At 38.4% G+C, this 12,068-nt stretch carries 11 protein-coding genes and 1 pseudogene; all 12 read right to left on the reverse strand.

All coding sequences use genetic code 11. From position 1 onward, the window contains the following. Positions 1-277: 277 nt before the first annotated feature. The 12 genes and pseudogenes from B4H39_RS06445 to B4H39_RS06500 all read right to left on the reverse strand — a co-directional run bounded on the left by B4H39_RS06445 (position 278) and on the right by B4H39_RS06500 (position 11,869). A complete protein-coding gene (locus B4H39_RS06445) occupies positions 278-1,777 on the reverse strand; it encodes a flavocytochrome c (RefSeq protein ID WP_251420807.1) in 1,500 nt (499 codons plus the stop codon). 190 nt (positions 1,778-1,967) lie between these two features. Then, on the reverse strand, positions 1,968-3,224 hold the full coding sequence (locus B4H39_RS06450; RefSeq protein WP_202230796.1) for a glutamate-5-semialdehyde dehydrogenase: 1,257 nt from the start codon (positions 3,222-3,224) through the stop codon (positions 1,968-1,970). A 15-nt stretch (positions 3,225-3,239) separates the two neighbouring features. Further along, positions 3,240-4,058: a glutamate 5-kinase gene (gene proB / locus B4H39_RS06455; protein ID WP_202230794.1), complete on the reverse strand. Its 819-nt coding sequence runs from the start codon at positions 4,056-4,058 to the stop codon at positions 3,240-3,242. A 152-nt stretch (positions 4,059-4,210) separates the two neighbouring features. Further along, positions 4,211-5,296 (reverse strand): ribosome small subunit-dependent GTPase A, encoded by a 1,086-nt coding sequence (rsgA, locus tag B4H39_RS06460; protein WP_251420805.1) that lies wholly within the window; start codon positions 5,294-5,296, stop codon positions 4,211-4,213. 438 nt (positions 5,297-5,734) lie between these two features. Beyond that, a pseudogene (locus B4H39_RS06465) lies at positions 5,735-5,938 on the reverse strand (ATP-binding cassette domain-containing protein); the annotation flags it as partial. 412 nt (positions 5,939-6,350) lie between these two features. Then, a complete protein-coding gene (locus B4H39_RS06470) occupies positions 6,351-7,676 on the reverse strand; it encodes a dihydrolipoyl dehydrogenase family protein (protein ID WP_251420802.1) in 1,326 nt (441 codons plus the stop codon). A 58-nt stretch (positions 7,677-7,734) separates the two neighbouring features. Beyond that, positions 7,735-8,007, reverse strand: coding sequence for a GNAT family N-acetyltransferase (locus tag B4H39_RS06475; protein WP_251420800.1), 273 nt, complete (start codon positions 8,005-8,007; stop codon positions 7,735-7,737). 15 nt (positions 8,008-8,022) lie between these two features. After that, positions 8,023-8,283 (reverse strand): (4Fe-4S)-binding protein, encoded by a 261-nt coding sequence (locus B4H39_RS06480; RefSeq protein ID WP_202230786.1) that lies wholly within the window; start codon positions 8,281-8,283, stop codon positions 8,023-8,025. A 157-nt stretch (positions 8,284-8,440) separates the two neighbouring features. Then, positions 8,441-8,836 (reverse strand): transcriptional regulator Spx, encoded by a 396-nt coding sequence (spx, locus tag B4H39_RS06485; protein WP_202230784.1) that lies wholly within the window; start codon positions 8,834-8,836, stop codon positions 8,441-8,443. 339 nt (positions 8,837-9,175) lie between these two features. Next, positions 9,176-9,805: a hypothetical protein gene (locus B4H39_RS06490; RefSeq protein ID WP_202230782.1), complete on the reverse strand. Its 630-nt coding sequence runs from the start codon at positions 9,803-9,805 to the stop codon at positions 9,176-9,178. Positions 9,806-10,067: 262 nt separating this feature from the next. Beyond that, a complete protein-coding gene (locus tag B4H39_RS06495; protein ID WP_202230780.1) occupies positions 10,068-11,570 on the reverse strand; it encodes an InlB B-repeat-containing protein in 1,503 nt (500 codons plus the stop codon). 176 nt (positions 11,571-11,746) lie between these two features. After that, positions 11,747-11,869 carry a hypothetical protein gene (locus tag B4H39_RS06500; protein WP_286927548.1) on the reverse strand — a complete coding sequence of 41 codons (123 nt, stop codon included), beginning with the start codon at positions 11,867-11,869 and terminating at the stop codon, positions 11,747-11,749. Positions 11,870-12,068: the final 199 nt, after the last annotated feature.

The following is a 12,068-nucleotide window of genomic DNA, read 5'->3' on the forward strand; positions in this document are numbered from 1 at the left end:
ATTAGGATGGTTATCTCCAATCGAGTACCGTTTAAAAAATGATACAATAACAAAAAGCCCAAGCAATAATTTTGCTTGAGCATCGGTCCAAATTTATGGGTGCACGACATCCTCTGTCTAACTTTTGGGGTGCAGTACAAACCCTCAGTTTTTTGTTTTTCCGAAACTATTTGTAGTTTGAAATTAAGAAAAGAGCTCAAAAATAAAAGTCATGTTGTCCTTGAAATATCGAACAACATGACTTATTTACTCAAAAATTTTCTAATTTTTTCTGTGATTAACCTTTAGCATAACTTGCGGCTTGTTGACCTGCTTGGCGTCCAAAAATGATGATATCTGCTACTGCATTTCCACCAATACGGTTTCCACCATGTAAGCCTCCTGTAAGCTCTCCTGCCGCATACAAACCATCAATTGGCTGACCATCTTTTTTAAGCACTTGTGCCTTTGTAGTAATTTTTACGCCGGCCATTGTATGGTGAATACCAGGTGCAACTTTTATAGCATACACTTTTCCAGATATACCTGTTGTCATACCCGTTGTACGTCCAAACTCGCTATCTTTCTTTTCAGCTACTGCTTTATTCCATTTATCAGCTGTAGCAGTCAGCTCCTTTGGATCCATATCAAGTTTTTTGGCAAGGGCATCAACGCTATCTGCTTCCACAACCATTTTCTTAGAGATATATTGATTTACAGCTTTTACTTTATCTTTTGTGCCTTCACCAAAAACAGCGTAAGCATACTTGCCTTCCTGTTTCAGTTCTGCTGCAGATACTTTATCACGTGTATCCATTTCGTTAACGAATCTTTTGCCGTCTTGGTTAACAAGAATGGCTCCTTCTCCACGAATTGACTCTGATACAAGATAGCCTGTCTTTTGGAAAACAGTTGGGTGGATTTGAATCTTGTCCATGTCTACCAGAGCACCTCCAAGAGCAGTAATCATTTCAATACCGTCACCTGTAGAACCAGCAGCATTTGTTGTAACATAGTCTTTTAAGTCAGGACGGTATTTAGCAATCATTTTTTCATTTGCACCAAATCCTCCTGTAGTAACCACTACTGCTTTAGAAGCTACTTTCTGAGTTTTTCCGTCAATCTTAACTTCAACCCCTGACACTTTGCCGTCTTTTTCAGTTATTTTGGTAACATCACTGTTCACAAATACTGGAATATCGCGTTTAGAAATATTTTCTTCTAATCCTTTAACCAGATATGCCCCAACAGCTGATCCATCATGTGGACGGTGTGTTCTAGAAACACTCATCCCTCCAGTCGTTGTCAGGTTATCCAGCACGATTCCGTTTTGTGCGAGCCAATCCACTGCTCCAGCAGAGTGATCAACGAAGTAGCGTAGAAGCTCTTTATCATTTGTTCCTCCGCCACCTTTTAAGGTTTCCTCATAAAACTTATCGTTAGAGTCTTCGATACCTTGCGCTTTTTCTACAGATGTTTCAGAAGCATTTAACCCAGCAGAGGCCTTTGATGTGTTCCCGCCAGCAACAGGCATCTTTTCAAGAATAACAGGTTTCATTCCCGCATCTTTAGCCTCAATAGCTGCAGTCATCCCAGCACCTCCGGCACCGATAATGATGACATCATAGCTTTTTTCCAAACTTGATGGATCAGCATAGGTCATGGTTTTACTTGCACCAGCTTTAGCATCTGTCTTTTCTGATGAACTTGAAGACGTACTCTTATTTTGAGTAGTATTCCCACAAGCTGCCAAAGACAACCCTAGCATAGCGACTAAACCTAGTTTCCAAATTTTCATAATTCCTCCTTGTATTGTTTTTTCGCATGCATTATAAAATTGTATCATCAATTTTTTAGCACGTCAAGTTTGTGAAAATATGTTACGAGGTTATAAAAAAGATACATCATGTTCGAGAAACATGGGTATCTTTTTGTATGATTATCTGAAAATACACAGCTGTGTTTTTCCTTTTACTATGTTAACAATATTAACGTGTTTGTCCAGTACCTTCAATCAAATATTTTGTAGAAGTTAAAGCTTCCAATCCCATTGGACCTCTGGCATGGAGCTTCTGCGTGGAGATACCGATCTCTGCGCCTAAACCAAATACAAAACCATCAGTAAAGCGTGTCGAAGCATTCACGTAGACTGCTGCTGCATCAATTTCATCTTGAAACTTTTGAGCATTAAAATAATCACGAGTTACGATGCTCTCCGAATGCCGGCTTGAATAACGATTGATATGTTCAATGGCTTCGTCCAGACTATTCACTGTTTTGACAGACATAATGTAATCCAAGTATTCTGTTCCAAAATCTTCTGTAGTTGCTGCTATAGCTGGGCAGTTCTCTTGCGCTTGGAAGATTTTTAAAGCAGCTTCATCAGCTCGGAACTCAACAGGATGTACCTTTTTTAGGTCTTCGCACAGTTTTGGTAAAAACTCTGCTGCAACTTTTGCATGTACAACTAAACTTTCAGCAGCATTACAAACACTTGGACGCTGTGTTTTGGCATTAATCACGATTTGGCTTGCCATTTCTAAGTCTGCAGATTCGTCTACAAAAACGGTACAGTTTCCCACACCAGTCTCAATCACAGGAACTTTTGACTTTTCTTTCACTCTATTAATGAGTCGAGCCGAACCACGCGGGATAAGTACATCTAAAAATTGATCGGCTTGCATCATTTTCTCAGCTTCCTCATGGCTCGTATCCGATAAAAGTTCTACCGCACTGTCAGTGATTCCTTGCGCTCGTAGATTTTCCTTAATAATTTCTACTAAAACTATATTTGAAAAAAGAGCATCAGAACCGCCTCGTAATAAAACACTGTTCCCCGTTTTGAAACACAAGGAAAAAGCATCAATTGTCACATTAGGTCGGCTCTCAAAAATCATCCCAACTGTACCAAGAGGGACTCTCTTTTGAAGGATTTTAAGACCATCAAGATTTGTAAAACCTTGCAAGACTTGGCCAATAGGATCCGGTAAGTCAGCGACTTGTCGTAAACCGACAGCCATATCAGCTATCCGTTGCGCTGTCAAACGTAAGCGGTCTACCATAATTTCAGAAATTCCATGTTCCTTAGCTTTGGCAACATCTCTATCATTTTCCTGGATTATCCGCTCTGTGTTTTGTATCAGACTCTCTGCTAACTGGCATAAAAAGCTATTTTTATCTGTAGCAGATAGCTGGGCCACTTCTTTGCTCGCAGCCTTAACTTTTGCTCCAAGCTCTTCAATCATAATTTCTCTCCCTCTCTATCCTTCTTTCTCGATATTTTTATGGAAATAAGTTCCTATTTCATCCCCATTAACAATTTTCTGGATTTCTCGAATACGCTTACCGTTGGTTAAAACCATTTCTTGATTATTTTCAAACAAAATCTGTGCAGCTGCTAATTTTGAGGCCATTCCACCGGTTCCAAAACGGCTGCCGGCTCCTCCAGCTATCCTCTGCAACTCATCCGTAATTTCATGAACTTCCTTAAAAATTTTTGCATCATCATAAATATTTGGATTTTTATCAAAAAGCCCATCAATATCTGAGAGCATAATCAATAAATCAGCCCCCACAAGCTTAGAAACGATAGCACTGAGCTTGTCATTATCTCCAAACTTTGTTTGATGATCCATTTCATCGACTGCAATTGCATCATTCTCATTGATGATAGGGATAATGCCAAGTGAAAGTAGCGCATTCAGGGCATTTTTTGCATTATCCGAGCTTAGAGGGAAGTCTGTCACATCCCGTGTCAAAAGCAGCTGGGAAACTTTCTGCGAGTAACGACGAAACATTTGTGTATAAAGGCTCATGAGTTCAACTTGCCCAATACTTGCAAGTGCCTGCTGCTGAGCAATTTCTTTTGGACGTTCCTCTCTATCAAGTATATTTAATCCCACACCAATCGCACCAGAAGTTACCAAAATCACTTCGTATCCGTTGTTATTAAGATCCGATAGTACAAATGCAAGTTCATCGATGTTTGATAAATTTATTTTTCCATTAGGCAACATGAGCGAACTTGTACCAATCTTAACTACTATTCGTTGAGCTTTCAAAATATTTTTTCTTGCCATAATTATTAATTATACCAATATCTAGTGACAAATACACTTATAGATGCCTTATCCTTTTAATTTTTATTATATGATGTTCCATTTTGCTTTATAGTAAAAAGCCGAGAAAATACAGACTCGACTTTTTAAGCACTTACTTATTTTGGACAAATTTAGTACACGCGCTTATCCTTCTTTTTCAAGAACTTGCGTGCATTTTTCATACCACCCACTTCTTTAAACATGGCATTAAGCTTTCTTCTTTCAATCTCCTTGGCGTTCATACCATCATAATCTACTTCTTTTATTAATTTTTGATAATTTGAGAAGCGTTCTTGTGAAAATTGCCCTTGTTCAATTGCTTCTTGAACAGCGCAGCCTGGTTCATTTTCATGTGAACAATCTGAAAATTTACAGCAGGATGATAATTCAAGAATATCAGAAAAAGTTTCACTAAAATTAGCTTGATCAAGACCAACTTCCCTAAGCCCTGGAGTATCAATAATCATGCCACCAGAAGGGAGCTTAAATAATTTACGCTGTGTAGTGGTATGTCTGCCTTTTCCGTCATTACGTAAACCATCTGTTTTTAAGTTCTGTTCAGTAAGTAAACCATTAATTAACGTTGATTTACCTACACCAGAAGAACCAATCAGAACAACGGTTTCGTCCTGTTTGATATATTCTCGCAAGGAAAGATAACCGTCATCATCATATGCCGTGGTCATTAAGACGTCAACACCCAAACTGATTTGCTGTAAGTCTTCTAGCTTTTTTTCCAAATCCTGTGCAATATCCGTCTTCGTCAAGACAAATGTGGGAACAGCTCCCGAATCCCACACTAAAGCAAGATAGCGCTCCGCCCTTCGCAAATTAAAGTCCTCATTGAGCGACATGCAGATGAAAACCTTGTCGACATTGGCTGCAAGAATTTGTCGCTCATGAGCCGTGCCAGATGCCTTTCTGATAAGTGCTGACTGCCGCGTTAAACATTGCTGAATCTGAGCTGTTCCAGTATCTTCTGTAGCCCTGTCAAGCAGCACAAAGTCGCCAACAGCAGGAAAATCGGCAGCCTCCAAAGCTTCGTAGCGAAACTTTCCTGAGACTTCAGCGATTGTTTCCCCTGAGTGAGTCACCACTCTGTACTTATCTCTAGCTTGCTCAATGATGCGGCCGGGATATAAGTCAGGGTGTGCCTTAGCCTGTTGTTTAAAGTCCTCTTTAAAACCCAGATGATTTAAGATATACGTTTTATTCATTTTTTCCTCCAAAAAGTCTTTATCACTTATTGGGAGGCAACATGGTTCAGACTAGGTCTAGTGCCTCCCCATGTTTTACAATTTCCTTATTTACTCGCATGCTCTGCTCCTTTCGTCTATCTCCAGTATATCACATTTGAGTGTTACTTTTTACCTATTCACTTTTCTAACGAGTTCTCCAGCATTATTTCCTCTTATAAAGCATGAAAGTTTAGGCTGCCAAAATCTTTATTAAATATATGCTGAAATACCATTTCAATAGCAAGTGTTGAGGTAACATAAGGCATGAAAAAACTGTTTTAGGTATAGCTTTGTGCTTAACTTTTTCAAAAATAATCCATGAAATCAAAAGAGAAAGTAAGAGCGCAGCAGGTACCACAGTAATGCCAAATACAAGTGTATTTTTTATAGCTTGGATAAAAACAGAATCTGAAAAATTTTGAGAACAGATTTATCAAGAAACTTTATGTCTCCAGCTGATGGTGCTAACAGACCTGCAATTAAATTTAAAACCGTAGACTTGCCACAACCAGAAGGTCCCAGAAGACAAACTAAATCTCCTTTTTCTATGTAGAAATCAACAGACTTAAGAGCAATAACTCCACTGTCAAATTGCTTTTTCAAAGCTATTGCTTCAATCATAATACCTCCCAATATTTTCCACCAAAGTCAGATACAAGGCTCGTGTCATTAAATAGGCCTCACCACTGATAGACGGACAGGGAAAAGTCCTCCTTTTTTCATCAGGAAGTAACCCAGAGAGTAAGCGCTATCAGTTTTTCCATTATGATAGCACAGCACAACGGACATTACAAGATATTAGAAGACATTCTGTCCCCTAATCCGTTTATTTCTTTCAGATAAGTAAACATAAGTAAACAAAAAAGTGCAACTTTTTTAAGCTGCACTTTTTTGCTAGATTAGAATGTGGAGGTGTTATTGTATATTATACATCTATTGTAACCGTTTTCCAATAAGAAATCAAGTGGAATTCAGGAATTGTTAGATTAATTAAGATATGTAGGAGATAGAATCATAGACTATAAATATGTTTCTATTTATACAAGTAAAACAAGTCACTCGCAATTGTGGGATAAGCCATAATCATTTTTTGAAATTCCTCTAAATTGATGGACTGATTGATGCAAAAATTAAGGATATTGACAAGCTCATCAGCTACAGTAGACAAAACCGTAGCGCCTAAAATTTCATTTTTTTGGTTCACGATAATTTTTATTTTTGAAAGAGGATCGGCGATACGTTTATAGGTATACCATTCTGTCATGTCCAATCTTCGCTCAGTTTCGCTGTCAATAACTTGCGTTTGTCCAATCTTCGCTAATTTGCTTGAGCCAAAGATAACTGTAGGCAAGGCAGGATACTGAATTTCTTCCTTATTTTGACTTTCAGGCGATAAATGACGAGCCAAGTATCTCGCTTCAAAACCAGAAACTGGGGTTAATTTTGGTATCTTCTTGTCTAAAACGTCTCCTAAAGCATAGATGTTAGGATTTACCGTTTGTAAAAATCCATTAACAGGAATGCCCTTTGCGCTCACCTCAATGCCAACATTTTCTAGGTTCAGTTCTTCAACATTCGCTACACGACCAACTGCTGATATAATGATATCTGCTGTAAATTCACGACCGTCTTCCGCCCAAATATGAAACTTTTTTCCTGTTTTTTGGACTTTTTGGGCGGAAAAGCTATCGATAAAAGAAATGCCTTCCTTTTGTAACTGCTTAATATAGCTGTCAGAAAATTCTTCATCAAAGTTTGGAAGAACTTGACGACCGTGTGTTAAAACTGAAACTTTAGCACCTGCTGCATTCGCGATTTGAGCTAATTCAAGCGAAACATAGCCAGCTCCTAGAAAAATCACACGTTGAGGCAATTCTTCCAAGTCCAGAAAGTCGTTGGAGGTCAATAAATATTCACTTCCTTCAATATCCAATGCGCGTGGACGTGCCCCAGTTGCAATAACATACTTGCCAGCAATATACTTCTCCTCTCCAACCAAAACGGCGCCAGACTTTGTAAAATGAGCAGCACCAAAAACTAAATCAATGCCTGCACTCTCTAATCCTTTTCGCGTGCGTGAGGGAACAGCATTGCTGTAAGCATTTTTCTGTGCTAACATCTTCTTCCAATCAATATGCAAATTCCCATGAAGTCCAGCAGAAAAAAGATTTTCTGCTCTTTGTTTGGCTTCAACTAGAGCCATCATTATTTTTGTAGGATCACAGCCATAGTTAGGACAGGTTCCGCCCCATTTATCCTTCTCCACCAATAAAACAGAAGCGCCCTGTGCTTTCATCTCATAGGCAAAAGCATTTCCTCCTGGCCCTGCACCGATAACAATATAGTCGTATTTTTTCACTGTAAATTCCTCCCTATAGGAAAAAAGTCAAAACGTTACTGTTTTGACTTATCTTGCTTTATTTTAAAACATCCTGTAACTCGTCTTTATGTACTCTAAAATATTTAGCGGCATAAGGACATGTTGCTTGGAGCTTAAGATTTTCTTTACGAGCTTTTTCTATTCCCGCCTCTAGCAACAGTTTGGCTAGACCTTTGCCACGGTATTCAATTGTTACACCTGTGTGCGTTACAACGATACTGTTTCCCATTTTCATCAAGGTCATTTCACCGATGCGTTCATTCTCATCATTGTACAAGATGATTTCGTTTTCTTCCTCAACAGTCTTCATGGATTTCTCCTTTTTCTATTTGATATATTTTAGTGCACCAGACGGACAACGATTGATGATGCGCTGATTATCCAGCTTTTCACCATTGTCAGGCAGTATCCAGGGTTTTCGCCCCACCTCCCAAACTGCTGGATTGCCTCGGACACATTCTCCCACATGTTCACAGATGTTGGCATTATAATAGATGTCCATTTCTTCACCACGGTAGCGGCGATAGCCTGCTTCTGTCAAGTTCTCAACAGTCGCTTCTTGACCGTTTATTTTGAAATTCTCCATAGGAACTCCTTCCTGTTCTTAACATCAACTCTCCGGAGAAAGCCTTTACATTTTGTTGTATACATCCATTATACTATGAAAGTTGAAAAAAGGGTAAAGTTACCCAGAACAGCCGTCACTTCCACTCTTTATCCAAGTTTTTGTGTAACAGAACTGTCTAAGCTACAGCTTTCTTTGTTTCCTGTAATTCAATTTGGCGATATTCTCTAGAAAAGAAACTGCGCAATTGCTCCTCATTGAAGCCAGCTTGAAGTTTTTCGCCTTTTACCAAGAGAGGACGACGAAGGAGTTCAGGATGTTGTGAAATAAATTTTGTCCATTCTTTAACTGTCATCTCGTCAACATTGACTTTCAAGCTTTTAAAAGCTTGCGAACGTGTTGTAATAAGATCTTCAGTACCATTCTCTGTTTTACTTAACAAGTCAGCAATTTCTTCATCTGTCAATGGTTGGGCGAATAAATTGTGCTCTGTGTATGCCAAGTTATGCTTTTCCAACCAAACTTTTGCTTTTCGGCAACTTGTGCATGAGGGAGTGTAGTAAAATTTAATCATCTTTCTTCTCCATTTCAAATTCTAGTTGGGAGGCAGATTCAGAAACTTTTATAACCAGCAAAATCCACCCCTTTTATGTTTACGGATGTAAACATAATTATATAATACCTCCTTTTTTTCAAAATAGCAATAGAAAAATAATAAATTTTTGTTAAATTAACAGTATCTAAACGACAAACTAAAGACAAAAAGATTTCTTTATTCTATCAAAAAAGGAACAGGTGAATGTTCCTTTTCTGTTTTTCTTCTCTCTTCTTCAGGAATTTGTTTATTAAAAGCTCACACTTTACATATTTTTATTTATGTAAAGTGTGAGATTTAGCTCTTGATTTTTCTCACTTACACATACGACGCATCTGTCAATTTAAAAGTTACCAGAGTTTCTGAGGGATATGCGGCAAGTTGAGTAGCAAAACTATCATCATCGTCTTTTTTAACCTTTGCTTTGAGATTGATACTTACCTTATAACGTTCTTCAGAGAGCACATCATAGAGTGAGCGAAGGTCCGCGATATCTTGGCTGCTTGCTTTTGGCAAGACTGTGTATTTTGCATATTCAGAATCAAACCAAGAACTTTCTTTCTCAAAATCAACAGGAGAATTTTCGTTGATTTGGAGTTTAACCGTAATGCTGTAATCATAGCCTTGTTGCTCAATCATTTTAGCAATTTTCACCATTTCCTCATAGCTTCCTGAGGCTTTCAGTTTCAAAGTTGCCTTATAAGGTATTCCCGCAAGCTCAAAGCTTTCCGCAATTTTAAAAGGATCCTGTTCTTCGCCTTTTTTATCAACCTGAGGCGGTGTGAAGTTTACAGAGATAGAATAACCTTTTGTCAGGAGTTGCTCATACTGCCCTATAACTTCTTCTGTTTCAAGGTCATCTATGTACTCATTGAAAGTACGTTCTGTTAACTTGTTGCTCTCTAGAGCTTCTTCTTTGGGATAAATTATTTTTACTTGATAAGTCATGTCTTTTATTATACCAAAATATTTTTTCTTGCTCTAGATTGAGCTATTTTAGTAAGTTTTATTAGTTGTGCTATTTTTAAGAGAGGATTTCTGGTGAATGATGAGGGGAGAAATTAAAACTTTAAAAAGTTCTCTTGAATTAGAAAAGGAATAAAACCCTATTCAGTCCATTCACAAAAAAATGTCATCAAATGTAGAGTGGCATTTCTTTGTGATGACGCCACTTCAATTTATTTGCCGCTTCAGGGAACTCCTTAAAAACTCATCTTTGCCGCTTAAGGAAAATTGCTAGGGCTACACTTCCAAGACCAATAACAGAAAAAATATTCTCACTATCTCCAGTTTTTGGCAAATGTTCTTGCCGACTCGGTGCTGTCATATCTTCTGCTGTTTCTTCATCTGCACTAATATTCTGCCCTGCATCTGGTCCAACAATGTCTACACTACCATCGTTTTTATCATCTGTATCCCTTATCCAGCGTGCATAAAGTGTAGTATTCTCCATTATTGGAGTACTAAAATCAAAAGCTTCGTTCAAATTTTCATCCGTATACCAGCCCGCAAACTGATAGTTTGCCCGTATTGGATTTTCTGGCTGTGATACTGTTTTTCCATCGGCTACAAATCGACTGCCAATAACTGAACCACCCCTACTATCAAAATTCACTGTATGCATGGTTGGCAAGACGTTATCAGCATTTGCTGTCCACCGTGCAAATAGGGTCATGTGAGAAGTTACTGGCGTATTGAAATCAAATTCTTCTGTTAAATGTTCATCCGTGTACCAACCTGCAAACTGATGATTGTCTCGAGTAGGATCTTCTGGTCGTGTTAAGGTACTACCTGCTGCAACGAGTTGATTACCAATTATTGATCCACCTCTACCATCAAAGTTGACCGTATACATCGTAGGTAAAATATTATCTGGAGTCAGTCTGAATCTCGCATATAGCGTTAAATCAGAAGTAATCAGCGTGTTAAAATCAAAGGGCTGCGTAAATGTCTCATCTGTGTACCAATCAACAAAATCAGAATGTTCAAGCACTGGATCATCAGGACGACTCACTGTTGAGTTGTTGCCAACATATCGTTCAGGAATGACTGAGGTACCACCCGTGTCAAAACGAACGGTATGAACATCAGGTAATTCATTGCCTGGACCCATTGGAACCACAGTGAAATTAAAAGCCCAAATGAATCGCATATAAGCTCCACTATTAATAGTAACGTTAATACGATAATTACCAGCAACATTTACATCAACCTGACTAGTATCAACTTCAAAATCTGCTTGAGTGAGCGGATTTCCATTTGCGTCAACACCTGTAATATTCAAATCACTAGGAGTCCAGGCCTGACCAACTTCTATTCGCGTACTGCCTCCAACACGATAAGTTGGATTATTTTTATGAATTGCAGTCAAAGTTGCGTTTTGATTAACTGTAAACCTAAAAAAAGACCCTGACCTTTGCGGGATTGTCCCAGTGCTACTTTCCCAGGCGTATAAGTGTTGACGGCCTGGATTAGGATTTATATCTTGTAAAATCAATCGGGTATTAGTATTAGAGAATCCACCACTCATACCATCAGGAGCAATTTCATAAGTGCCACCATGCGCATCATCAACACTCCGAATTGAAGCATTATTTAAATTTAAGGTAGTCAGCCACTGGTTAGTACTTAGTTTTTGGGATACTGATACGTCTGGAATCTTGATGTCAGCACTAACGGTGCTCACTTGCCCAAGCAATATTGTGCTTAGCAAAAATACAGTTGCGGTATTTGACTTATGTACTATTTTTTTCATTTTTATCTCCCTTTTTAATTTATGTTGGTTTGAATTTTACCAACTCGCTTTACCCCACTTAGGGGAAAAATAACAGAACTGAAAAAGCGCCCTTCATCCAGAGCGCTTGGGAGCATGCAGAAAAGAACGGAAATTTACCGCGTGTTTATGTGCTGTGCTGTGCTGTGCTGTGCTGTGCTGTGCTGTGCTGTCTGATTATAGAGCATGGCTTTTTCCTCGTCAAGTATTTCGTGTACATAAAGTAATACAATATACATATTATATAATGACATTGTAATCTTTTTCTTACCAATTTCCAAACGATATCGTAAAAAAGAGTGGATATGGGATGTGAGGAAGGAGGTCCCCCTTCCTTCTTAGCTTTAATAGCTGATAAACCTTCTGATTAGGCTGACCTTATATTATTGAAAAATAAATAAGGAGTGCTATAATGTTTTTGTTATGACATACGTGAGG

The organism is Lactococcus sp. UBA7128 (assembly GCF_002492185.1).
Taxonomy (GTDB): domain Bacteria; phylum Bacillota; class Bacilli; order Lactobacillales; family Streptococcaceae; genus Lactococcus; species Lactococcus muris.